This window comes from Rathayibacter sp. Leaf296, from assembly GCF_001423045.1.
In the GTDB taxonomy this organism is placed as follows: Bacteria; Actinomycetota; Actinomycetes; order Actinomycetales; family Microbacteriaceae; genus Rathayibacter; species Rathayibacter caricis.
The window spans coordinates 801,459-824,994 of sequence record NZ_LMNR01000001.1; the positions used below are offsets into that span (position 1 = coordinate 801,459).

Here is a 23,536-nt window from a genome sequence, read left to right on the forward strand (position 1 = left end):
TGGTGCAGCGAGCGCCGGAGGCGCTGCGCGGATCAGGAGACGCGGTCCTCTTTCGAGAAGCCGGCGCGGGCGCTCGAGGCGACCTCGAGCACGACGGGCAGGCGGGCGCCGAGGAGCCGGTCGAGGCTCTCGACCTCCGCGTGGACCGCGTCGACCACGGTGCGGGGCGAGACGCCCGAGCGGGGGAGGACGCGCACCTTCAGCGCGGTCGTCGAGCCGTGCTCGTACGCCGACACCGTCGCGTCCAGCAGGTCGCCGCGGCCGGCGAGCGCGTTCTCGAGGACGTCCTCCGCGAAGCCCGTGCCGAACTCCACGGCACCGGCGGGGCCGCCGTCGGCCGACGACTCGTCGCGCAGGACCGTGCCGGTGCGGCCACGGCCGTGGGCGAGGGCGAGCACCAGGGCGAGCACGATGCCCACCAGGCACACGCCGACGATCGCGTAGAGCGGCCAGAGGACGGCGGCATCGCTCCAGGCGGTGCCGTCCTCGGGCGAGATCCGCGAGACGAGCGACGCCCCCTGGTCGGATCCGAACGCCGAGACGGTGTCGCGCACGGGCTGCGACACGGCGACCAGGACGAGCCCTGCGGTGACGGCCGCGAGCACGAGGCCCACCACGAGCAGGACGAGGCGGTTGAGGAAGCGGTTGCTCGTGGTCATCAGATCCTCCCGGAGTCGGCGATGCGGACGGAGGCGCGGGTGGCGGGCTGCGGAGCGATGCGCTCCAGCTCCTCGTCGAGGGCCTTCTGCACCGCGTCGCGGTCGACGCCGATGCCGGAGGCGGGCGTGATCGAGACGACCGCGGTGCGGCGGCCGATCGAAGCGCTGGTGTCCTCGCGGCGCGATCGCGCGATCGTCCGGGCCGAGCGGGCGAGCGCCGAGGCGATCACTCCGTCGTCGACCACGACCGCGAGGCGGTCGTCGGCGATCGTGTGCCGGGCGCGAGCACCGGGAGCGAGGGCCAGGACGAGCAGGATCAGCGCGAGCAGACCGGTGCCAACGGCGATGCCGATGAGCGCACCGGTGGCGAGCTCCCCGACTCCGACGAGCGCGGCGAGCAGATCGGACGGCGCGATCAGCAGCGGAGCCGCGCCGAGGACGGCGAGCACCGCCTCGGTGCCGACGTACGCCGCGATCAGCGCGATCACGGTGAGGACCACGATCTCGGCGGCCGAGCGCGACCGGTGGGTCTCGCGCCGCAGGAAGCGGCCGTACCGGGCGTCGGGGGCGGCGTCGCGGGGGGACGATGCGGGGCTCATGCGACTCTCCTCGTGCTGCGGGTCCGGGTGCCGGTGACGCGGACGTCGACGCGGGTGACGGTGCGGCCGGTGAGTGCCTGCATCCGTGCGGCGATGCGGGCGCGGTCGCGGTGGAGGCGGTCGAGCAGGTTCCCGCCGTCGGCTCCGGGAGCCGAGACGGGATCGGGATCGACGACGACCGGAGTGGTGACGGCGAGCGCGAGGCCGCCGCGGTCGTCCGACAGGCGGACGCGGATCGCCGAGACCTCCACGCCGAGCTCCTCGTGCACGACGGCGAGCGCGGTGCGCTCGATCGAGCGGACGCTGACGGTGACGGTCCCCGCCACCGGCGCACCGGTGGCGGGCCGCGACTGCAGGTCGGTGGTCATGCGGTGCTCCTAGCGGGAGGTCGTGCGGCCGCGGAACACGTCCACGAGGCTGCGCACGTCGAGCGATCCGTCGAGCATCCGCGCGATCAGGACGCCCAGCGCCATGAAGACGGCGGTGAGGACGAAGCCCCAGAAGCCGAAGAGCAGGGCGGCGAACGCGAGGATCGCGCCGACGACTACTCCGAGGACGGTGCTGCGGTTCGAGGCGGCGGGGGGAGTGGGGACGCTCATCGGACGCGGCTCTCGGTCTCGGCGGAGTCGTCGTCCCCGGGGATGTGCACGTCGACGATCGCGACGTTGATCTCGGCGACCGCCATGCCCACGAGCTCGGTGATGGCCTCGGCGACGGCGTCGCGCACGCGGTCGGCGACGGTCTGCATCGGCACCGGGTAGGCGACGACGAGGGTCACGTCGACCGCGACCTGGGTCTCGCCGACCTCGACGCGCACGCCCTGGCCGTGGTCGTTGGCGCCGACGGCGGAGCGGATCGCTCCGAACGCGCGGGCCGCGTTGTTGCCCAGGGCGAAGACGCCGGGGACCTCGCGGGCCGCGATGCCGGCGACCTTGGCGATCACGGCGTCGTCGATGACCGTGCGGCCCTGGGCGGTGCCGGACACGGCGCCTCCGAGGCTCGTCACGGTATCGACGGACGTGTCGACGCGGGGGGTGGAGGGGGTGCGAGTGCTGTCGCTCATGATGTCTCCTGTACGTGTCGTCGGCCGCGGGAGCGCGGTCGGGGATCGGGGGGCCCGGTCGGATCGACTTCGCAGTCTTGCTCGTCCGGGCTGTGCTTACATGAGTCAGACGGAGCCCGGAGGGCGATCGTCACGGTCCGGATCGGGAAATTTCCTGACCGTTGCCTGATAGTCGTCCGGCACGGTGCCGGCGGTCGGAGGAGAGAGGGCGCCATGCCGGGTCTGGAGTCGGCGAGCGATGCGCTCCTCGCCGAGCGCTCGGCCGAGGGCGACGTCCGGGCCTTCGAGGTCCTGGTCAAGCGGCACCAGTCGATCCTCCGCGCGTACGCGTGGCGGCTGACGGGCTCGCAGGCCGATGCCTCCGACGCCGTGCAGAACGCGCTCATCACCGTGTGGGCCCAGCTGCCCCAGCTGAAGGAGCCGGCGAGCGTGCGCAGCTGGATGATGCGGATCGTCAGCCGATCCAGCGTCGACCTGATGCGCCAGCGCCGCCCCGCCGACGACGTCGACGCCGTCGAGCACCCCGCCGCGAAGGAGCCGGGGCCCTTCGAGGCCGCCGAGCGCTCCGACGCGATGAAGGCGCTCGCCGCAGCACTGGCCGAACTGCCGGAGTCCCAGCGCCAGTGCTGGCTGCTCCGCGAGGTGGGCGGCGAGTCCTACGGTGAGATCGCCGAGCACCTCGGACTCACTCCGACCGCCGTGCGCGGCAAGCTCGCGCGAGCCCGCGAGTCGCTCGTCGTGGCGATGGAGGACTGGCGATGAAGGACGTCCCCGATGAAGGAGCAGGCCCCATGAACGCCGACGACAGGCCGGAGGTGCCGGGGGACCGGCCGGCCGGACCCGAGCGCAGCGACGCGCTCGAGGTCGTGCCCGTCGAGGCGGTGCCGCTCGACGGCGCAGCCGAGGAGCGCACGATCGACGACCTCAGCGACTACCTCGACCGCGGACGCCTCCCCTACGACCCCGCGATCGAGGAGTCGCCCGAGCACCGCAGGACGCTCCAGGCGCTCGAGCGGGTGCGCGCTCTGTCGGGCGCGCTGATCGACGACGACGCCGAGCGCCTGCCCGCTCCGGAGGAGAGCTGGTTCGGCTCGATCCTCACCCAGGTGCGGCGGGAGGCGCGCGCCGGTCGCGACATCCCGCTGGCGAGCCCCGAACCGGACGTCGAGCTGACGATCACCGAGGGCGCGGTGCGCGGCCTCGTCCGGGAGGCGGGCGACAGCGTCCCCGGCGTGCTGGTCGGCCGCTGCCGGCTGGTCGGCGACGTCGGCGACCCCGAGGCCGAGATCGCGATCGAGGTCACGATCTCGGTGTTCTGGGGCGTGCCGATCGCCGACGCGGCCCAGCAGGTGCGCGAGCGGATCCACTCGCGACTGCTCACCCAGACCGAGCTGAGCATCTCGACGATCGACGTCCGCGTCGAGGACGTCTACATCCCCGGAACGGAGGGGTCGTGAGCACGGCGGGCGGCGTGGTCGCCCCGCAGTCGGAGAGCCCCTCGTCCGTGCTCACCGCGCTCGTGCGCGCCGTTCCCGGAGTGGCGATGGTCGTGCCGGCGCGGGCCGAGGCGCGCGACGTGCTCGCCCACGCGGCGACGGCGCTCGCTCCCTCGCCGATCCCGCTGCTACCCGGCTCCCTGGGCACCGCCTCGGGCGGCACGCTCGCGGAGCCGGTGCTGGTGCGGATAGCGCCCGACGGGATCGTCGTCTCGATCGACATCGGAGTGGCCGCCGACGCGTCCGCACCGGGCGTGGCCCGGGCCGTGGGCGCCGTGGCGCGGGAGTGGTGCGAGCAGGAGCACCCGGAGCGCCGCGCGCGGATCGCGGTGCGGATCGCGGCGGTCGACTAGACCCGGGGATCACCGTCGTCGGCTCGTGTCGGCGAGCGCTCAGCCCTGATCGGTGCGCGCTCAGCCCTGATCGGCGAGGAACGACTCCGTCTCGGCGGCGGTCGGGGCCGACACGGCCGCGCCCGCGCGCGTGACCGAGACGGCCGCCGCCGCGCCGGCCCAGCGGACCAGGGGCAGCAGCGCCTCCGGATCGGCGAGGTCGACGGTGCTCGCCGCCAGCCGCGCTGAGAAGGCGCCGCAGAAGGTGTCGCCGGCTCCCGTCGTGTCGACGGCGCGGACGCGGAACGCGGGGGCGTGCAGCGGTTCGCGGCCTCGCGCGGCGACGACCACTCCGTCCGAGCCGAGCGTGACGAGGACGAGCGGCACGAGCGCCGTGAGCGCAACGGCCAGTGCGGTGTCGTCCGCCGCCGAGAGGCCGCGCGCGCTCCCGAGCTCCCGCGCTTCGTGCTCGTTGACGATCAGCACGTCGAGCGCCGCGAGCAGCTCGTCCGGCAGCGGCCCGATCGGCGCGGCGTTCAGGATCGTGACGACCCCGGCGGCGCGCGCCGCGCGGGCGGCGGCGAGCACCGTCTCCTGCGGCACCTCGAGCTGGAGGAGCAGAGCGGAGGCGCCCGCGACGACCTCCTCCTCCGCGCCGGTCAGCCCGGTGAACGCGGCGTTCGCTCCGGAGTCGACGACGATCGCGTTCTCGCCCGCGTCGTCGACCGTGATCTGCGCGGTGCCCGTCCGCTGCTCGACGCGGCGGGCGTGCAGCTCGAGCGGCTCGCGGGAGAGGACTCCGGCGAGCTCGTCGCCCGCCGCATCGCGACCGAGGCTCGTGACGAACGCCGTGCCCGCGGCGGTGCGGGCCGCGGCCACCGCCTGGTTCAGGCCCTTGCCGCCCGGGAACGTGCGGTAGTCGGAGGCCAGCACGGTCTCGCCGGGAGCGGGGATGCGGGCGACGCGGTGGACGTGATCGAGGTTGGCGCTACCGAGGACGACGAGGGGCATGCCCTCGACGTTAGGGCACGCGCAAGGGGCTCCGCGCGACGCGGCCCGCGCCTACGGTGGAGGCATGGACACTCGAATTCTCGGACGCACCGGTGCGCCCGTCTCCGTCGTCGGCCTCGGAACCTGGCAGCTCGGTGCCGACTGGGGTGACGTCGCCGAGAACGACGCCCTCGCGATCCTCGACGCCGCCGTGGAGTCGGGGGTGACCCTCTTCGACACCGCCGACGTGTACGGCGACGGCCGCAGCGAGCGCACGATCGGCTCCTACCTCGCCGCGCACCCCGACTCCGGGGTGTTCGTCGCGACCAAGATGGGCCGCCGCGTCGACCAGGTGCCCGAGAACTACGTTCTCGACAACTTCCGCGCCTGGACCGACCGCTCGCGCAAGAACCTCGGCGTCGACACCCTCGACCTCGTGCAGCTGCACTGCCCGCCCACCTCCGTCTACTCCGACGACGTCGTCTTCGACGCGCTCGACACCCTCGTCTCCGAGGGCGCGATCGCGCACTACGGCGTCTCGGTCGAGCGCACGGAGGAGGCGCTCACCGCGATCGCGCGTCCGAACGTCGCGAGCGTGCAGATCATCCTGAACGCGTTCCGCCTGAAGCCGCTCGACGCGGTGCTGCCGGCGGCCCGCCAGGCCGGAGTGGGGATCCTCGCCCGCGTGCCGCTCGCCTCGGGACTGCTGAGCGGCCGGTACACGACCGAGACGACGTTCGCGGCCGACGACCACCGCAACTACAACCGCGACGGCTCCGCGTTCGACGTCGGCGAGACGTTCTCGGGCGTCGACTTCGCGACCGGAGTCGAGGCCGCGCAGGAGTTCTCGCGCCTCGCCGCCGACCACGGCCTCGCCCCCGTGCCCGCCGCGCTCGCCTGGATCATCCAGCAGGACGGCGTCACCTCGGTGATCCCCGGCGCCCGCTCGCCCGAGCAGGCCCGCGCGAACGCGACCGCCGCCGACGCGGCTCCGCTCGGCCCCGCGTTCATGGAGGCCGTGAACGCCCTCTACGACACCCACTTCCGCCCCGCCGTCCACCCCCGCTGGTAGCGGCCCGGCCCTGAGTCGCCCCGAAGGGCTCGTTCTCCAGCGCGAGAACGAGCCCTTCCGGGCGAGTCAGCGGGGGCTGTGGAGAGTTGAGAGCGCGGCGACGGGGAAGTCGTCAGCATGGGCGCGTGCATGGAGATCTTCCCGAGGGTGTGTTCCGAGTGTCGGAGGGGTACGCGGCCGGGGCGACGCGAGCGGCGATGCGCGGGATCGCGGCGCCGGTGCGCGGCGTCCGATCGGTGCGACCGGCGACCACTCTCGGCGAGCGCTGCTCAGCCCTCCTGTACCGGCTCGGGAAGGAGGCGTTCGCCTGCGGGCCGACGGCTGCGCTTCTCTGGGGCGCACCGCTGGATCTGCCCTGGGAACGCCGGACGGAACTCGACATCGCTGTAGCGGCACCTCGGCGCGCGCCCCATGCAGACGGCATCTCCGGGCGGTCTCTCGCGATCGACACTTCCCTGGACGTCCTGACGTACCCGCTCGGACGGCTGACGACGGCGGCCCGCACCTGGTGCGACCTCGGGCCCGTCCTCGAACTGGGAGATCTCGTCGCGGTGGGCGACTTCTTCCTGCACAGGGGGCTGTGCACGCAGGGCTCGCTCGAAGCAGCAGTCTCGCGCTACCGATCCAGGAGAGGCCTCCGCAGACTGCGCCAGGCGCTCGGTCTTCTCGACGCGAGGGCCGAGTCCCGGCCGGAGTCGCTCGTGCGTGTCGCGCTGGTCCTCGCGGGCGTGTCCGGGATCGAGGCCAACGTCGAGATCCACCACGCCGGTGCGTTCCTGGGCCGAGTGGACCTCTGCATCCCTTCCGCGCGGGTGATCGTCGAGTACCACGGCGACTACCACCGGGTCGAACGCGACCGCTGGCGCCGGGATCGCGCACGGATCGGCCGCCTCCGCGCCGCCGGCTACGTCGTCATCGAGCTCACCGGCGACGACCTCGCCGACCTCCCCTCCGTCGTCGCGCAGGTCCACGCCGCGATTCGACGCTGAACTGCCCGGAAGGGCTCGTTCTCGCGACGGAGAACGAGCCCTTCCGGGCAGTTCGGGAAAGTCGACGGGCTAGGAGTCGAGGGCGGCGTCGACGATGGTGCGGGCCTCGGCCTGGACCTCGTGCAGGTGGTCGAGGCCGCGGAAGGACTCGGCGTAGATCTTGTAGACGTCCTCGGTGCCGGAGGGGCGCGCGGCGAACCACGCGTTCTCGGTGACGACCTTCACTCCTCCGACGCCCGCGCCGTTGCCCGGCGCCTTCGAGAGCTTCGCGACGATCTCCTCGCCGGCCAGCGTGGAAGCCGAGATGGCGTCTCCGTCGAGCTTGCCCAGCGCGGCCTTCTGCGCCTTGGTCGCGACGGCGTCGACGCGCTCGTAGACCGGGTCGCCGAAGCGCTCGGTCAGCTCGCGGTACAGCGCCGACGGGCTCTTGCCGGTCACGGCGATGATCTCGGAGGCGAGCAGCGCCAGCAGGATGCCGTCCTTGTCGGTGGTCCACACGGTGCCGTCGAAGCGGAGGAACGACGCGCCCGCCGACTCCTCGCCGCCGAAGCCGACCGAGCCGTCGACGAGGCCCGGGACGAACCACTTGAAGCCGACCGGCACCTCCCAGAGGCGGCGGCCGAGCGACTCGGCGACGCGGTCGATGATCGAGGAGGAGACCAGCGTCTTGCCGATCGCCGCGTCCTCGCGCCAGCCGGAGCGGTGCGTGTAGAGGTACTGGATCGCGACGGCGAGGTAGTGGTTGGGGTTCATCAGCCCGCCGTCGGGGGTGACGATGCCGTGGCGGTCGGCGTCGGCGTCGTTGCCGGTGAGCACGTCGTAGTCGCCGGAGCGGGCGACGACGGAGGCCATCGCGCTCGGGGAGGACGGGTCCATCCGGATCTTGCCGTCCCAGTCGAGGGTCATGAAGCCCCAGGCCGGGTCGACCTCGCCGTTGACGACGGTCAGGTCGAGCTCGTACATCTCGGCGATCAGCTGCCAGTAGTGCACGGAGGCGCCGCCCAGCGGGTCGGCGCCGATGCGCACGCCCGCCTTCCTGATCGCGTCGATGTCGATGATGTTCTTCAGGTCCGCCACGTAGTGGGTGCGGAAGTCGTAGGTCTCGACGGCCGAGGGCTCGGCCGACTTCACGCCGCGGTTGCCGTCGGCGATGAGCTCGTTGGCGCGGTCCGCGATCCAGGTGGTGGCGTCGGAGTCGGCCGGTCCGCCGTGGGGCGGGTTGTACTTGAAGCCGCCGTCGCGGGGCGGGTTGTGCGACGGGGTGACGACGATGCCGTCGGCCTCGTCGGTGTGCGCCGGGTCGTTGTTCCAGCGGAGGATCGCGTGGCTCAGCGCCGGAGTGGGCACGAAGTCGTCGAACTCGTCGACGAGCACGCGCACCTGGTTCGCGACGAGCACCTCGAGGGCGGTCGTCAGCGCGGGGCGCGAGAGGCCGTGGGTGTCGGCGCCGATGAAGAGCGGACCGGTGATGCCCTGCTTTGTCCGGTACTCGACGATCGCCTGCGTCACCGCGGCGATGTGGTCCTCGTTGAAGGCGGTGTCGAACGAGGATCCGCGGTGCCCGGAGGTGCCGAAGACCACCTTCTGGAGCGGATCGGACACGTCCGGCTTGTTGTCGTAGTAGGCCCTCACGAGGGCTTCGACGTCGATGAGATCGGAGGCCTGTGCCGGCTTCCCTGCGCGATCGGTCATGGGGTCCATAGTGGCAGCCCGCCCGGGCCCGCGATACCGCCTGGACAGCCGGTGGCTAGGCTGTCCGCCATGCCCGACAGCGCCTCCGAGTCCCGTGTCTACAGCTATCTCGGGCCCTCCGGCACGTTCACCGAGGCGGCGCTCGCGCAGGTCCCGGAGGCACGCGGCCAGCACTGGCGCAGCGTCGCGAACGTGGGCGAGGCGCTGGGCGATCTGGTCTCGGGCCGGAGTCACGGCGCGGTCATCGCGATCGAGAACTCGGTCGAGGGCGGAGTGACGGCCACGCAGGACGCGCTGGCGCGGATCCCGGGGCTGCGCATCGTGGGCGAGTACCTGGTGCCCGTCTCGTTCATCCTGGTGGCGCGGCCGGGGACGCGGCTGGGCGACGTGCGGACCGTGGCCGCGCATCCGGTCGCCTACGGCCAGTGCAGGCAGTGGCTCGACGCCGAGCTGCCCAGCCACGAGTACCTGCCCGCGTCCAGCAACGTGCAGGCGACGGTGGACCTGCTCGCCGGCTCTCCCGCGGACGCCGCCATCGCTCCTCCGGGGATCGTCGCGCACCACGCGGTCGACGTGCTGGCCGAGCGGATCGGCGACAACCCGAACGCCGTCACCCGCTTCGTGCACGTCTCGCGCACGACGCTCCTGCCCGAGCCGACGGGCGCGGACAAGACGAGCATCATCGCGGAGCTGCCGGCCGACGAGCCGGGCGCTCTGCTCGAGATGCTCGAGCAGTTCGCGACCCGCGGAGTGAACCTGAGCATGATCCAGTCGCGGCCGATCGGAGACGCCCTCGGCCGCTACCGGTTCGTGCTGGACCTCGACGGGCACGTGGCCGACGAGCGCGTCGCCGACGCGCTGCTCGGGCTCCGGCGGTTCAGCCCGGGGGTGATCTTCCTGGGTTCCTACCCCCGGGCGGATCGCCGTCCGGTCTCGTACGTGCGACGCTACGACGACGAGGTGTTCATCGAGGCGCGGGACTGGCTGCGCGGACTCCTCACCGCGGAGCCGGAGGTCGACGATGACTGACAGGGACGGGCAGGACCCGGACACGAGCACGACGGGCGGGCGGGTGCGCGAGCGCGGCGGACGCGAGCGCATGGACCCGCGCTACGACCCCGCGTTCCAGCGGGGCTTCGCCGGGGGAGTGGACCGGGTGCGCGGCGACGACCGCGCGTTCGCCCGACCGGGAGCCGGGCCGCGTCCGACCGGTGCGCGCTCGGCGCCGCTGCCGCGCATCGCCGAGGTCGCCGACAGTCGGCGGGCGCGCCGGGAGGCCGCCGGGCCCGCGCGGCCCGAGGAGGCGGTGCGCCTGCCCTCCGAGGCCCGGCAGCCCGCGCAGGACGTCGAGCCGGAGGCTCCGTCCGCTCCGGTGACCGCGTCCGAGCCCGAGGCCCCGCTGCTGCGGAACCCCTGGCTCCTGGTGCTGCTGCTCGCGGGCCTCGCCGGCACCGCGCTGGGGTTCGCGATCCTCTCGATCGGTTACACCTCGCCGCCCGCACCGTACTACGGCGACTCCGACACCCCGTCGCCGGAGTGGATCCAACGGCAGATCCTCTACTACGCGTCGATCCCGCTGCTGGGGTCGCTGCCGTTCTCGCTGCTGATCGCGATCGGGGTCGCGGCGCTGCGCTGGCGCGGGCGTCCGGCCCCGCGCGAGGCGGAGCAGGCGGAGGACTGACGCCCGCTCCCGCGCTCAGACCCCCGAGGCTCCGAACAGCAGTCCGAGCAAGTAGGTGACGAGCGCCGCTCCGTAGCCGATGCCGAGCTGGCGCAGCGCGCGGGCGAGCGGAGGCGCGCCCGAGAGCAGCCCGACGACCGCGCCGGTCGCCAGCAGGGCGAGGCCGACGAGGACCGCGGCGAGGATCACGGCGGCGATCCCGGACAGGCCCAGGAGGTAGGGCAGCACGGGGATGATCGCGCCGGACGCGAAGAAGCAGAAGCTCGAGAGCGCGGCGCCCATGCCCGTGCCGATCGACTCGTGCTCGTCGACCGACGGGTCCGCCTTCGGGCCGCCGATCGTGATCGGCGAGGTGGCCGCGACTCCACCGCGCAGCCCCGTGAAGACGTGCTCGGCGCGGGCGTTCGCCTCGGCCTCGGTCATGCCGCGTGCGCGGTAGACGAGGGCCAGCTCGTTCGCGTCGACGTCGAGGTCGGGGACGAGGCGGTTGGTGTCGAGGTCGGGGGAGGAGGCGCTCAGCAGCTCCCGCTGCGAGCGCACCGAGACGAACTCGCCCGCGCCCATCGAGAGCGCGCCGGCGAGTAGCCCCGCGAGGCCGGTGAACAGCACGACGCTGGTGGCCACTCCGCTCGCCCCGACGCCCAGCACGAGGGCGAGGTTCGAGACGAGGCCGTCGTTGGCGCCGAAGACCGCGGCGCGGAAGGTCCCGGAGAGGCGGGTGCGGCCGCGCTCGGCGAGTCCCCGCACGACCTCGCCGTGGATCCGCTCGTCGGCCGCCATGGCCTCGGTCGCGTCGTCGTCGTCGGCGTAGGGGGAGCGGGCCTCGGCGCGCTGGACGAGCGCGAGTACGAAGACGGAGCCGAAGCGGCGGGTGAGGAAGCCCAGCACGCGCGTGCGCAGATCCGGTCGCGGCGACGGCTCCGCGGCGGAGCCGAGCAGGCCGCGCCAGTGCTCCTCGTGCCGGCCCTCGGCGGCGGCGAGGGCGAGCAGGATCTCGCGCTCCTCGCCGGAGCGGCGGCCGGCGAGGTCGCGGTAGGTGGCGGCCTCGGCGAGCTCGTCGGCGAGGTAGCGGCGCCAGCGGCGGATCTGCGCGGGGCTGGGGGGAGCGGGGTCCTGGACGGTTCTCACCATGGGATCTCCTGGGTTCGGGCCCGCCGACCCGCGCGAGAGGGACCGGTCAGGACGTGCGTCGACTGACCGAAGGTCTCGTTCGCCCGGGTCCGTGCGGATCCGGGTGGAGCGCCGGGTCCGGATCGTTCCGGACCAGCATGTCGACGCGCCTCGTCGCCTGCCGAGCAGGCGGTGGGAACTACTCCCCTTCGCGTGGACCACCGTAGCCGAGATCGGCGCCGATCGGGCCGGATCGCTCGAGTGGGCCCCGGGCGGGCCCGCGGGGGGAGAGGGCGCGCTGCAGCACCAGGGCGGCGGCGCCGACCGCGGCCGCGTCGGCGACGTGGGCCGACAGCAGCACGCGCGATTCCGGATGCTCGTCGGCGAAGCGGGCGCGCAGGACGGCCAGGTGGCGGGAACCGGCGACCGCGAAGGCGGGTCCGGCGAGCACGACGGAGTCGAGGTCGAGCAGATCCGCGAGCGCCACGGCGACGTCGGCGAGCTCGTGGGCGGCGTCGTCGACCACGGCCGCGGACGCGGGGTCCCCGCGGACGGCGGCGGTCGCGACCGCGGCGGCGTCGGCGAACGCGTCGCCCGAGAGTCCGGTGAGGCCGGCCGCGCGCGCTCCCGCGGCGATGCCGAGGAGTCCGACGCGGTCGGCGAGGGGAGCGGAGCCGCGCGGTCCGAAGCGGTCGAGCCGGCCCGCTCCCGCTCCGGAGCCGCGGTGCAGGGCGCCGTCGAGGACGAGGCCGGCGCGGATCCCGCCGGCGAGGTAGAGCGTGCAGTGCGCGCCCGCCGCCGGGAAGGTGCCGGCCCAGAACTCGCCGACGGCCGCGGCCGAGGCGTCGTCGTCGAGCAGCACGGGCAGCGAGCACGCCTCCTCGAGCAGCGAGCGCAGCCCGGCGGCCGCCCACTCCGCACCCCGGGGGCCGGGCAGGCCGACGACGCGCTCGCCCGAGCGGTCGACGCCGCCCGGAGTGACGACGCCGACGCCGACGACCCGCTCGCGCTCGACGCCGAGCGCCTCGATCAGGAGGTCGATCCGCTCGGCGAAGCCGCGCACGAACGACTCAGGGCCCTCGTCGAGGACGCCGCGGGTGCGGAGCCGCCCGACGACGGATCCGGCGAGATCCGCCACGATCGCGGTGGTCGAGTCGGCCTCGAGCTGGAGGCCCAGGGCGACCCGGGCCGACGGGACGAGGGCGAGGAGCTCGCGCGGCTTGCCGCCCGTGGACTCGGATCGACCGGCGTCGGCGACGAGCCCGTCGGCGAGCAGCTGCCGCACCAGGATCGAGACGGTGGCCTGCGTCAGCCCGGTGACCTGGGCGAGCTCGACCCGGCTGATCGGTCCGCGAGCGCGCACGAGATCCAGCAGGACCCCGCGGCTCGTCGCGGGGGAGCGGGGCGCTCGCGTGGTCGCCATCGGCGCCTCCGTTCTGCTCGTGCGTCCCTTGACGGTACTTCGTTAAGTCGTCTAAGAAAGTACCCGACACCGGATACGACACCTGAGGCGAGGAAGCCATGACCGTCATCCCCCTGCACGAGAACTGGACAGTGCGAGCCCTGGAGGGCCCGGAGGCGCCCGAGCGGCCGACCGGGGAGGTGGCGGCGACCGTGCCCGGCTGCGTGCACACCGATCTCCTCGCCGCGGGGCTGATCCCCGATCCCTTCGACGGCGGCAACGAGTCGCGGCTGTCCTGGATCGGGCGGACGGCCTGGGTCTACGAGACCCGCTTCGCCTGGTCCGACGACGGCTCCGAGCGGCACGACCTCGTCGCCGAGGGGCTGGACACGGTGGCGACCCTGCGCCTGAACGGTGACGAGATCGGGCGCACGAAGAACCAGCACCGGTCGTACCGCTTCGACGTGCGGGAGGCCCTGGTCGAGGGCGAGAACCTGCTCTCGATCGAGTTCGCGGCCCCGGTCGACGAGGCCGAGCGGCGCTCGATCGAGCACGGTCCGCGCCCGCACGTGAACCACCACCCCTACAACGCGCTGCGCAAGACCGCGAGCAACTTCGGCTGGGACTGGGGCATCGACGTCGCCACCAGCGGCATCTGGCGGCCGATCGGCCTCGAGAGCTGGTCGGGCGTGCGGATCGCCGCCGTGCGTCCGCTCGTCGACGTCGACGGGACCGACGGCGTGCTGAGCGCGCACGTCGACCTCGAGTGGGCAGGCGCCTCCTCGGCCGAGGTGTCGGTCGCGGCGGGCGGAGCGGAGACGGCGGCCACCGTGGACGCGGGCACGGCCGAGGCGGTGCTCGCGCTGCAGGTGCCGGACGTCGACGTCTGGTGGCCGCGCGGCTACGGCGAGCAGCCCCTCTACGACGTGGCCGTCGCGGCGGGCGACGAGTCGGTCTGGACGGGGCGGGTGGGCTTCCGCACCGTGCGAGTCGACACGACCCCGGACGAGGACGGCTCGCCGTACCGCGTCGAGGTGAACGGCCGGACGGTGCAGATCCGCGGGGCCAACTGGATCCCGGACCACGCGTTCGTCACGGAGGTCGACCGCGGTCGGTACGCGCGGCGCATCGCCGACGCGACCGAGGCGAACATGAACCTGCTGCGGGTGTGGGGCGGCGGGATCTACGAGTCGCACGACTTCTACGACCTCTGCGACGAGCAGGGCGTGCTGGTCTGGCAGGACTTCCTGTTCGCCTGCGCGGCCTACGCCGAGGAGGAGTGGCTCGCGGTCGAGGTCGAGCCGGAGGCGCGCGAGGCGGTCACCCGGCTCAGCGCGCACCCGTCGCTGATCATCTGGAACGGCAACAACGAGAACATCGTCGGCTACACCGACTGGGGCTGGCGCACGCGACTCGCGGGCGCGACCTGGGGCAACGCCTACTACCGGCGCCTGCTCCCGGGGATCCTCGCCGAGCTCGACCCGACGCGGTTCTACTCGCCCGGCAGCCCCTACTCGTTCGACGACTACCTGCACCCCAACGATCCGGCCAACGGCACCGTGCACATCTGGGACGTCTGGAACACGCGTGACTACACCGGCTACGCCGACTGGCGCCCACGGTTCGTCTCGGAGTTCGGCTTCCAGGGCCCGCCCGCCTGGTCGACGCTCACGAGCGTCGTGCACGACGAGCCGCTCGAGCCCTACGGCGAGCAGATGCTCGTGCACCAGAAGGCGCACGAGGGCAACCTCAAGCTCGAGCGAGGACTCGCCGGGCACCTGCCCTCGCCGGTCTCGATCGAGGACTGGCACTGGGCGACCCAGCTCAACCAGGCGGCCGCGCTGCGCTTCGGCATCGAGCACTTCCGCTCGCTGTCGCCGCTGAACACCGGAGTCGTGGTGTGGCAGCTGAACGACGACTGGCCGGTCGTCTCGTGGGCGGCCGTCGACTTCCACGAGCACCGGAAGCCGCTCTGGTTCGCGCTGCGAGCGGCGTACGCGCCCCGGCTCGCGACCATCCAGCCCCGCGACGGCGGGCCGGCCGCGGTGCTGCTGAACGACACGGACGAGGCGTGGAGCGGCTCCGTGCTGGCGCAGCGCCTGCAGCTGGACGGAACGGTGCTCGCGGAGGAGCGCTGGGACGCGGCGGTGCCGGCGCGCGGCGAGGCGACGACTCCGCTGCCCGCCGCGATCACGGCGTTCGGCGACGTCACCGGCGAGATCGTCAGCGTGCGGCCGGAGGGGTGGACGCGCGCGCTGCTGCACCCGGCCGAGGTCGTCGATCAGGCCCTCGACCCGTCGCCGCTCGAGGCCTCGGCCGAGCGCTCCGGCGCGGACGTCGTCGTCACGGTCACGGCCCGCTCGCTGGCGCGCGACGTCACGCTGCTCGTCGACCGCGTCGACGCCGGCGCCCGGGTGGACGAGGGCCTCGTCACCCTGCTGGCGGGCGAGTCCGCGCGCTTCACGATCTCGGGTGCCGCGGCCGACACGGATCCGGACGCGTTCCTCGATCCGCTGGTCGTGCGCCACGCCGGCGGCCTGCACGCGGCGGTGCCGGCCTGAGCGCCGACGGGGCGGCGCGCCTCCCGATCGTCGGGATCGTCGTGCGCCGCCCCCCGCGCGAGCACGGCGGCGACCCGTTCTTCGCCGAGCTGGTCGCCGGGATGGAGGACGTCCTGGTGCCGGGTGGCGGGGGCGTGCTGCTGCAGGTCGCGCACGACCAGGCGGCGGAACTCGCGGTCCTCGCGCGCTGGGCCGCGCATCCGCGCGTCGCCGGAGCGGTGCTCGGCGACCCCGTCGAGGACGATCCGCGGCCGGAGCGGGCGCGGGAGCTCGGGCTGCCCGTCGTCGTGCTCGGCGGGCGGGCGGCAGGCGGCACGGTCCCGTCGATCCCCGTCGACAACGCGACGCCGATGCTCGAGGCGATGGCGGCCCTCGTCGCGCTCGGGCACCGGCGGATCGGGCGGGTGTCGGGCCCGCTCCGGCTCGGCCACACCCGCGAGCGCGGCGAGGCGTTCGAGCGGGGGCTGCGGGTGGCCGGTCTGTCGGGCCGCTCGGTCGAGAGCGACTACTCCGCCCGCTCGGGGGAGGCGGCGACCCGGGCGCTCCTCGCGGACGACGAGCGCCCGACCGCGGTCGTGTTCGACAACGACCTGGCGGCTCTGGGCGGGCTGGCCGCCGCACGGGCCCTCGGAGTCGCCGTGCCGCGCGAGCTCTCGCTGCTCGCCTGGGACGACTCCGAGCTGTGCCGCCTGGCCGACCCTCCGCTCTCGGTGATGAGCCGCGACGTGCACGGCCTGGGTGTGCTCACGGCCGAAGCGCTGCTCGCCGTGATCGACGGTGCTCCGCCGCCCGAGCGCTCGCCGGAGCGCCCGCGACTCGTGCTGCGCGGCACCACCGCGCCCCGCCGGGGCTGATCCCCGTCGTCCCGCGGCGGTCGTCGCCGGCGGGGAAGAGCGCTCTCACGAGTTGCTCCCGAATCTGTTGACCACTTAGTTCAGTCATGTAACAATGCTCGGGCGGCGCTCGCCGCACACAGCTCCGTCACCGTCGACAGCCCTGCGTTGCCGACGCCAGGAAAGGATCAACGATGTTCCTTCGCGTTCGAGAAGGCCGACGCCTGCGCGTCCTCGCCGCTGCCGCCGCCACCGCGGCGTCCGCCCTCCTGCTCTCCGGCTGCACCGGGGGAGCCAGCTCCTCCGGCACCTCGTCGGCCGACACCCTCGTCGCCTACACCGGTCAGGCCGGCGACTACCAGATCAACTTCAACCCGTACTCGCCCTCCAAGATCGGCGGGCTCGGCACGATCTACGAGTCGCTGTTCTTCGTCACGAACATCAACTCCGACCCCTACGTCCCGCTGCTGGGCACCGAGTACACCTGGAACGCCGAGGGCACGCAGCTCGACGTGACGCTGCGCGACGACGTGACCTGGAGCGACGGAGAGGCGTTCACCGCCGAGGACGTCGTCTTCACCTTCGAGATGCTGGTCGAGAACCCGTCGCTGAACACCGGCGGCTTCGACGGCGTCGTCACGGCCACCGACGACACCCATGTGAGCATCACCTGGGACCACCCGGCCTTCGTCACCGGCCCCACGGTCCTCGGCCGCACGCCGATCGTCCCCGAGCACCTCTGGGCCGACGTCGACCCGGTGACCGACGTCGTCGCGGAGCCGGTCGGCACCGGCCCCTACCTCCTCGCCGACTTCAAGGCGCAGGCCTTCACCCTCGGGGTCAACGAGGACTACTGGGACGGCGCTCCCGCCGTCAAGGCGATCCGGTTCCTCTCGCTCTCGGGCAACACCGCCGGAGTCGACGCCCTCGCCGCCGGCACCATCGACTGGCAGACGGGGCCCGTCCCGGACATCGAGAACGTTGCGAAGAACTACCCCGGCTACGAGGCCATCACGGTCCCGCAGAACCAGGTCGCCCTGCTCAGCTGCGCGAACGTCGACCTCGGCTGCGTCGGCCCGCAGACCGACCCGGCCGTCCGCCAGGCGATCTACTACGCGCTCAACCGCGACCAGATCAACTCCCTCGCCTTCCAGAACACCGCCAGCGAGGTCTCGCCGACCTTCGTCCTGACCGACTCGCAGGCCGAGTCGATCTCGACCGCGGTCACCGAGCCGGTCGCGCCCAGCTCGCCCGACCTCGACCGCGCGACGGCCCTCCTCGAGGAGGCCGGCTACGCGAAGGGCGGCGACGGGATCTACGCCAAGGACGGCGTGCCGCTGAAGCTGACCATCGAGGTCGTCACCGGCTGGACCGACTACATCACCGCGATCGACACGATGGCCCAGCAGCTCGGCGACGCCGGCATTGCGGTCACCGCGTCGCAGTCCTCGTGGAACGAGTGGACGGACAAGAAGAGCAAGGGCAACTACCAGCTCGCGATCGACTCGCTCGGCCAGGGCCCCGCCTCCGACCCGTACTACCTCTACAACAACTTCTTCACCACGGCGAACACCGCTCCCGTCGGCGAGGCTGCTCCGATCAACGTGGCCCGCTACAGCGACCCCGAGGTCGACGCGGCCGTCGAGGCCCTGACCGCCACCAGCCCGGACGACACCGCCGCCCGCCAGGCGCAGTTCGACATCATCCAGGCGAAGATCGTCGCGGACATGCCCTACATCCCGGTCATGACCGGAGGCACCACCTCGGAGTACAACGCCGCCAAGTTCGACGGCTGGCCCACCGAGGACGACCTGTACGCCTTCCCGGCGATCTGGGCGTCGCCGGACAACGCGCAGATCTTCAAGAACCTGACCCCCACCGGCGAGTGAGCCGCGCGTGAACTACTACCTGCGCAAACTCGGGTTCTACCTGATCGCGCTGTGGGCGGCGCTGACGATCAACTTCGTCATCCCGCGCCTGCTGCCCGGGAACCCGGTCGACATCCTGCTCGCCAAACTGCAGCAGCGCGGCGGCATCGTCAGCGCCGAGACCCGCCAGGCCTACGAGCTGCTGCTCGGGGGGAACACCTCCGAGCCGCTGATCTCGCAGTACTGGAGCTACCTGGTCAACGTGTTCCGCGGCGACCTGGGCGTCTCGGTCTCGTACTTCCCCGCTCCGGTCAGCGAGGTCATCGGGACCTCGCTGCCCTGGACGATCGTGCTGGTGGGGGTGGCGACGGTCATCGCGACGGTGATCGGAGTCGCCCTCGGCGCGATCGTCGGCTGGAAGCCCGGCACCTGGCTCGACTCGCTGGTGCCGGCCACGACGCTCCTCGCCGCGGTGCCGTACTTCTGGCTCGCGCTGATCCTCGTCTACGTGTTCGCGACCACGCTCCGGATGTTCCCCTCGCAGGGCGGCTACGACGTGGTGCTGGACCCGGGCTGGAACGGGGAGTTCCTGCTCTCCGCCATCCAGTACGGACTGCTGCCGGCCGCGACGATCGTGATCGCGTCCCTCGGCGGCTGGCTGCTCGGGATGCGCAACATGATGGTGTCGACGCTGTCCGAGGACTACATCCTCACCGCGCAGGCGAAGGGCCTCTCGCAGGGGAAGATCCTCCGCTCCTACGCGGCCCGCAACGCGGTGCTGCCCTCGGTGGCCGGCTTCGCGATCTCGCTGGGCTTCGTGGTCTCGGGCTCGATCGTCACCGAGCAGGTGTTCTCGTACCCGGGCATCGGATCGAAGCTGCTCTCGGCGGTCACCAACAACGACTACGCGCTGATGCAGGGGATCTTCCTCTTCATCACGCTGGCCGTGCTCGGCGCGAACCTCGTCGTCGACCTCTTCTACGGGATCATCGATCCCCGGACCCGAGCGCGGAGCTGACGCCGATGACGAACCTCGCCCCCTCCTCCGACACCGTCGTCGTCGACGCGACCGAGCAGCTCGCGACCGTCGAGGCGGCCAAGGGCCGGTCCCCGCGGCCGGCCTGGCGGATGATGCTGCCGACGCCCACCCCGTGGCTGATCATCGGGCTCGCCCTGGTGCTCGGCGTGGCCCTCTTCGGCCTGGTCGGACCGCTCCTCGTGAGCGACCCGACGACCATCCGCGACATCGGCCTGACCGGGCCGTCGGCCGAGCACTGGCTCGGCACGACGCAGACCGGCCAGGACGTGCTCGCCCAGCTCGCGTTCGCCACCCGTGGCTCGCTCGAGATCGGGCTGATCGTGGGGATCCTCGCGACGGCGCTCTCGGCGTTCTTCGGGATCCTCGGCGCGTACCTCGGCGGCATCGTCGACGAGGCGTTCTCGCTCTTCTCGAACGTGTTCCTGGTGATCCCCGGCCTGCCGCTGGTGATCGTCATCTCGGGCTTCGTGCCCCAGGAGCAGCGCGGTCTCTGGACCATCGGCGTCGTGCTCGCCATCACGAGCTGGGCCGGATCCGCGCGGGTCCTGCGCGCGCAGACCCTGTCGATCCGGAGTCGCGACTACGTCTCGGCGTCGAAGGTCGCGGGGGAGCGCGCCTGGCGCGTGATCGCCGTCGAGATCCTGCCGAACCTGCTGCCGGTGCTCGCGTCGCAGTTCGTCTTCGCGGTGATCGCGGCGATCCTCGGCGAGGCGGGCCTGTCCTTCCTCGGACTCGGCGCGTCCAACTCGTCGACGCTGGGCACGATGCTCTTCTACGCCCAGAACGGCTTCGCCCTGCCGCTCGGCGCCTGGTGGTGGTTCGGCCCTCCCGGCCTGATCATCGCGCTGTTCGGCATGGGCCTCTCGCTGGTCAACTTCTCGATCGACGAGATCATCAACCCGCGGCTCAAGAACGTCCGTCTGCACGCCCGTCGCGCCCGCGCGGCGGCGAAGGCCGAGCGCTCGGGAGCCCGCACCGCGCGAAGGAGCGCCGCATGACCCGCACCGTGCTCGAGGTCGAGGACCTCAGCGTCGTCTACGAGGTGGAGTCGCCCGTCACGGCGGTCCGCGGCGCCACCTTCCGCCTGGGCGAGGGCGAGATCCTGGGGCTCGCCGGAGAATCGGGCTGCGGCAAGACGACCCTCGCCTACGCGGTCAACCGGCTGCACAAGCCGCCGGCGCGGATCGCCTCGGGCCGGGTGGTGTTCCACGACCGCGACGGCACCTCCACCGATCTGCTCGAACTCGGCGACGACGGGATGCGGGCCTTCCGCTGGTCGAAGCTCTCGATGGTGTTCCAGGGGGCGATGAACGCGCTCAACCCGGTCACCTCGGTGCGGGCGCAGCTCGACGACGTCCTGGTCGCGCACCGGCCGGGGCTGTCGCGGAAGGAGCGGAAGGAGCGGGCGGCCGACGTCCTGCGCCGCGTGGGCGTGGATCCGGTGCGCCTCACCTCCTACCCCCACGAGCTGTCCGGCGGCATGCGGCAGCGGGTGATGATCGCGATGGCGATGATCCTCGAGCCGCAGGTGATGATCATGGACGAGCCCACCACGGCGCTCGACGTGGTGGTCCAGCGCGACATCCTCCGCGAGATCGTGCGGCTGCGCGACGAGCTGGGCTTCGCGGTGATCTTCATCACGCACGACCTGCCGCTGCTGCTCGAGATCAGCGACCGCATCGCGGTGATGCTGCGCGGCGAGATCGTCGAGCTGGCGAGCGCGGAGCAGATCTACCGCGCCCCCGAGCACCCCTACACCCGCAAGCTGCTCGGCTCGTTCCCGAGCCTGTCCGGTTCGCGCGGGGCCTTCATCCGCTCGGGGGAGCACCCCGACGCCGTTCTCGAGGAGGACATCGCATGACCAGCGTCAGCGTCACCGATCTGGTGAAGGACTTCAGCATCCGCAAGGGACTGCGCCGCACGGCGTTCCGGGCGGTCGACCACGTCTCGTTCGACCTCGTCCCGGGGCGCACCGTCGCCCTGGTCGGCGAGTCCGGATCGGGGAAGTCGACCATCGCACGGATCCTCGCGCGGCTCGAGAAGCCGACCTCCGGGTCCGTCGACGTGACCCTCGACGACCGCACGCCCGTGCACGGCTCGGTGTACCGGCGGCACGTGCAGATGGTGTTCCAGGATCCGTTCGCCTCGCTCAACCCGTTCCACTCGCTCGAGCACCACATCGCGCGGCCGCTGCGGATCCACCACCGCACCCGGACGGCGGCCGAGACGCACGAGCGGGTGCTCGAGATGCTCCGTCGCGTGAACCTCGAGCCGGCGGAGGAGTTCGCTCCCCGCCGCCCGCACGAGCTCTCCGGCGGGCAGCGGCAGCGCGTCGCCATCGCCCGCGCGCTCGCTCCGGGGGCGCAGGTCGTCATCGCCGACGAGCCGGTCTCGATGCTCGACGTGTCGATCCGCCTCGGCGTGCTCAACCTGCTCGGTCGGCTGCAGCGGGAGGACCGCCTGGCGGTCCTCTACATCACGCACGATCTGGCGACCGCGCGGCACTTCTCGGACGAGATCCTCGTGCTCTACCGCGGCCGGATCGTCGAGCGCGGACCGGCGGACGACGTGATCCTGAACCCGCAGCACGACTACACCCGGCTGCTCGCGCTCGCCGCCCCCGACCCCGAGCGGGTCGGCAAGGTGGTCGGCTCGGAGGAGGCGCCGGACCGGTCGCGGATCGACAACTCCGTCTGCTTCAACCACTTCACCGGCGAGTGGGAGCGCGCCGGCGATCGCGCGGCGGCCGTGGGAGCGCCGTGAGCACCGCCGACGGACTACATTCGGCGAGATGACGACTTCGCCGCTGACCGCGCCCGTGCCGGTCGTCCCCGCGGCGGCCCTGCGGATCGAGGACATGCCCGCGGCCACGCGCGCCACGCTCCTCGAGGTGCTGATCCACGGATCGCTGCCGCGAGCCGAGCTGGCCCGCCGGCTCGGGCTGTCGCGGGCCAGCCTGACCCGCATCGCGCGCACGCTCGTCGAGGCCGGGCTGCTCGCCGAGGGCGAGACCCGGCTGCGCGCGGCGACCGGTCGCCCCTCCGAGATGCTGCGGGTGCGCAGCTCCGCCCGCCGCTTCCTCGGCGTCAAGCTCACCGGCGACACCCTCTACGCGGTGGTCACCGACCTCGGCGCCGAGGTGACGGCGTCGACCGAGCACGCCCTGCGGAGCAGCGACGTGGCCGAGGTCGTGCGGCAGATCGCGGAGGCGGCGCACGAGCTCGCGGGGGACGGCGCTCCGCTCACCTCGATCGGCATCGCGATCGCGGGCCGCGTGCGGCAGAACCCGGGCGGCGCCGTCGTCGAGCACTCGGCGTTCCTCGATTGGCACCACGTCGAGCTGGCCCGGCTGGTGCGCGAGGCCACCGGGCTCGCGTGCTCGGTCGAGAACGACGTGCAGGCGCTGACGGCGGCCGAGCACTGGTTCGGCGCCGGCGCCGGCCTCGAGTCGATGGCGCTGGTGACGGTGGGCACCGGCATCGGCTGCGGGCTCGTCGTGAACGGCCGCCTGGTCGAGGGCGGGCACAGCCGTCCGGGGCAGGTCAGCCACACGATCGTCGATCCGGAGGGGGAGCTCTGCGCGCACGGGCACCGCGGCTGCGCGTCGACGATGCTCGTGAACGAGGCGGTGGTCGCCGCGTCCGGCCGCCCCGACGCGACCTACGAGGACGTGGTCGGAGCCGCGCGCGACGGCGATCCGGAGGCGCTGCGCGCCTTCGAGCGCGCGGGCCGGGCGCTCGGCGTGATCATCGCGGAGGTCGCGAACCTCGTCGACCCCGAGAAGGTCGTCGTCAGCGGCGACGGCATTGCCGTGGTCGCCTTCGCGGAGGCGTCGATCCGCGCCGGGATCGCGGAGCGCCTCGAGCGCGAGGCCGTGCCGGTCGAGCTCGACGTGCGCACCTGGGACTTCTCGGAGTGGGCCCGCGCGGGCGCCGCCCTGGCGGTCCGCAGCCTGCTCGCCTGACGCGCGGCCGCCCTGCTGATCCGTCAGCCGCGCTGCGGGCCCCTTCTGCTGATCGAGTAGCCCGCGCAGCGGGCGTATCGAGATCCACCTCCGCCCGCAGTGCCCTGCTGATCGAGTAGCCCGCGCAGCGGGCGTATCGAGATCCACCATCGCCCGCACCTACCCTTTGTTGCACCGCTTGACAAA

24 protein-coding genes are annotated in these 23,536 nt (G+C 72.9%); 15 read left to right on the forward strand and 9 right to left on the reverse strand.

Annotated elements, in window-relative coordinates; translation table 11 throughout:
- Window positions 1-32 precede the first annotated feature (32 nt).
- The 5 genes from ASF46_RS03595 to ASF46_RS03615 are packed head-to-tail and all read right to left on the reverse strand — an operon-like array spanning window position 33 to window position 2,321.
- Window positions 33-659 (reverse strand): hypothetical protein, encoded by a 627-nt coding sequence (locus ASF46_RS03595; RefSeq protein ID WP_056866455.1) that lies wholly within the window; start codon window positions 657-659, stop codon window positions 33-35.
- Window positions 659-1,258: a DUF6286 domain-containing protein gene (locus ASF46_RS03600; RefSeq protein WP_056866456.1), complete on the reverse strand. Its 600-nt coding sequence runs from the start codon at window positions 1,256-1,258 to the stop codon at window positions 659-661. Before ASF46_RS03600 ends, ASF46_RS03595 begins: the two co-directional genes overlap by 1 nt.
- Window positions 1,255-1,626: a hypothetical protein gene (locus ASF46_RS03605; protein ID WP_056866457.1), complete on the reverse strand. Its 372-nt coding sequence runs from the start codon at window positions 1,624-1,626 to the stop codon at window positions 1,255-1,257. The genes ASF46_RS03600 and ASF46_RS03605 overlap by 4 nt, the downstream gene beginning before the upstream one ends.
- 9 nt (window positions 1,627-1,635) lie before the next feature.
- The gene (locus ASF46_RS03610) at window positions 1,636-1,857 is read right to left on the reverse strand and encodes a DUF2273 domain-containing protein (protein ID WP_055786870.1); all 222 of its coding nucleotides are present in this window, start codon (window positions 1,855-1,857) and stop codon (window positions 1,636-1,638) included.
- Window positions 1,854-2,321, reverse strand: coding sequence for an Asp23/Gls24 family envelope stress response protein (locus ASF46_RS03615; protein WP_055786873.1), 468 nt, complete (start codon window positions 2,319-2,321; stop codon window positions 1,854-1,856). Before ASF46_RS03615 ends, ASF46_RS03610 begins: the two co-directional genes overlap by 4 nt.
- A gap of 213 nt (window positions 2,322-2,534) precedes the next feature.
- On the opposite strand from ASF46_RS03615, the gene ASF46_RS03620 reads away from it, so the two are divergent.
- The 3 genes from ASF46_RS03620 to ASF46_RS03630 are packed head-to-tail and all read left to right on the forward strand — an operon-like array spanning window position 2,535 to window position 4,170.
- On the forward strand, window positions 2,535-3,083 hold the full coding sequence (locus ASF46_RS03620; RefSeq protein ID WP_055786875.1) for an RNA polymerase sigma factor: 549 nt from the start codon (window positions 2,535-2,537) through the stop codon (window positions 3,081-3,083).
- A 29-nt stretch (window positions 3,084-3,112) separates the two neighbouring features.
- Window positions 3,113-3,778: an Asp23/Gls24 family envelope stress response protein gene (locus ASF46_RS03625; protein WP_055786877.1), complete on the forward strand. Its 666-nt coding sequence runs from the start codon at window positions 3,113-3,115 to the stop codon at window positions 3,776-3,778.
- Complete coding sequence (locus ASF46_RS03630) at window positions 3,775-4,170, forward strand: hypothetical protein (protein WP_056866458.1); 396 nt, start codon at window positions 3,775-3,777, stop codon at window positions 4,168-4,170. The genes ASF46_RS03625 and ASF46_RS03630 overlap by 4 nt, the downstream gene beginning before the upstream one ends.
- Window positions 4,171-4,230: 60 nt before the next feature.
- Here ASF46_RS03630 and ASF46_RS03635 read toward each other — a convergent pair whose 3' ends face one another.
- Window positions 4,231-5,160, reverse strand: coding sequence for a ribokinase (locus tag ASF46_RS03635; RefSeq protein WP_056866459.1), 930 nt, complete (start codon window positions 5,158-5,160; stop codon window positions 4,231-4,233).
- Window positions 5,161-5,224: 64 nt separating this feature from the next.
- Here ASF46_RS03635 and ASF46_RS03640 point away from each other — a divergent pair, with 64 nt between their 5' ends.
- Together ASF46_RS03640 and ASF46_RS19365 are read left to right on the forward strand one after the other, a co-directional pair.
- Complete coding sequence (locus tag ASF46_RS03640; RefSeq protein WP_056866460.1) at window positions 5,225-6,211, forward strand: aldo/keto reductase; 987 nt, start codon at window positions 5,225-5,227, stop codon at window positions 6,209-6,211.
- A 701-nt stretch (window positions 6,212-6,912) separates the two neighbouring features.
- Complete coding sequence (locus ASF46_RS19365; protein ID WP_162240157.1) at window positions 6,913-7,200, forward strand: DUF559 domain-containing protein; 288 nt, start codon at window positions 6,913-6,915, stop codon at window positions 7,198-7,200.
- A 69-nt stretch (window positions 7,201-7,269) separates the two neighbouring features.
- Here the strand turns inward: ASF46_RS19365 and pgm are convergent, their stop codons facing one another.
- Window positions 7,270-8,892 carry a phosphoglucomutase (alpha-D-glucose-1,6-bisphosphate-dependent) gene (gene pgm, locus ASF46_RS03650; RefSeq protein ID WP_056866462.1) on the reverse strand — a complete coding sequence of 541 codons (1,623 nt, stop codon included), beginning with the start codon at window positions 8,890-8,892 and terminating at the stop codon, window positions 7,270-7,272.
- Between the two features lie 69 nt (window positions 8,893-8,961).
- On the opposite strand from pgm, the gene pheA reads away from it, so the two are divergent.
- Entirely contained in the window at window positions 8,962-9,921 is a 960-nt protein-coding gene (gene pheA, locus ASF46_RS03655; RefSeq protein WP_107574577.1) for a prephenate dehydratase, read from the forward strand.
- Window positions 9,914-10,573, forward strand: a complete 660-nt coding sequence (locus ASF46_RS03660) for a hypothetical protein (RefSeq protein ID WP_157602190.1) — start codon at window positions 9,914-9,916, stop codon at window positions 10,571-10,573. The genes pheA and ASF46_RS03660 overlap by 8 nt, the downstream gene beginning before the upstream one ends.
- Before the next feature lie 15 nt (window positions 10,574-10,588).
- On the opposite strand, the gene ASF46_RS03665 is transcribed toward ASF46_RS03660, so the two are convergent.
- Window positions 10,589-11,704 (reverse strand): VIT1/CCC1 transporter family protein, encoded by a 1,116-nt coding sequence (locus ASF46_RS03665; RefSeq protein WP_056866464.1) that lies wholly within the window; start codon window positions 11,702-11,704, stop codon window positions 10,589-10,591.
- A 178-nt stretch (window positions 11,705-11,882) separates the two neighbouring features.
- Entirely contained in the window at window positions 11,883-13,106 is a 1,224-nt protein-coding gene (locus ASF46_RS03670; protein ID WP_056866465.1) for an ROK family transcriptional regulator, read from the reverse strand.
- A gap of 98 nt (window positions 13,107-13,204) precedes the next feature.
- On the opposite strand from ASF46_RS03670, the gene ASF46_RS03675 reads away from it, so the two are divergent.
- From ASF46_RS03675 to ASF46_RS03710, 8 genes are all read left to right on the forward strand, one after another.
- A complete protein-coding gene (locus ASF46_RS03675) occupies window positions 13,205-15,646 on the forward strand; it encodes a glycoside hydrolase family 2 protein (RefSeq protein WP_056866466.1) in 2,442 nt (813 codons plus the stop codon).
- 41 nt (window positions 15,647-15,687) lie between these two features.
- Window positions 15,688-16,500 (forward strand): LacI family DNA-binding transcriptional regulator, encoded by an 813-nt coding sequence (locus tag ASF46_RS03680; protein ID WP_162240158.1) that lies wholly within the window; start codon window positions 15,688-15,690, stop codon window positions 16,498-16,500.
- Window positions 16,501-16,673: 173 nt separating this feature from the next.
- Window positions 16,674-18,368, forward strand: coding sequence for an ABC transporter substrate-binding protein (locus ASF46_RS03685; protein WP_056866467.1), 1,695 nt, complete (start codon window positions 16,674-16,676; stop codon window positions 18,366-18,368).
- A 7-nt stretch (window positions 18,369-18,375) separates the two neighbouring features.
- Window positions 18,376-19,365, forward strand: coding sequence for an ABC transporter permease (locus ASF46_RS03690; RefSeq protein ID WP_056866468.1), 990 nt, complete (start codon window positions 18,376-18,378; stop codon window positions 19,363-19,365).
- Between the two features lie 5 nt (window positions 19,366-19,370).
- Window positions 19,371-20,384, forward strand: coding sequence for an ABC transporter permease (locus tag ASF46_RS03695; protein WP_056866469.1), 1,014 nt, complete (start codon window positions 19,371-19,373; stop codon window positions 20,382-20,384).
- Complete coding sequence (locus tag ASF46_RS03700; RefSeq protein WP_056866470.1) at window positions 20,381-21,247, forward strand: ABC transporter ATP-binding protein; 867 nt, start codon at window positions 20,381-20,383, stop codon at window positions 21,245-21,247. Before ASF46_RS03695 ends, ASF46_RS03700 begins: the two co-directional genes overlap by 4 nt.
- A complete protein-coding gene (locus ASF46_RS03705) occupies window positions 21,244-22,149 on the forward strand; it encodes an ABC transporter ATP-binding protein (protein WP_056866471.1) in 906 nt (301 codons plus the stop codon). Before ASF46_RS03700 ends, ASF46_RS03705 begins: the two co-directional genes overlap by 4 nt.
- 28 nt (window positions 22,150-22,177) lie before the next feature.
- Entirely contained in the window at window positions 22,178-23,350 is a 1,173-nt protein-coding gene (locus ASF46_RS03710; RefSeq protein ID WP_235576843.1) for an ROK family transcriptional regulator, read from the forward strand.
- The last annotated feature ends 186 nt before the right edge of the window (window positions 23,351-23,536 follow it).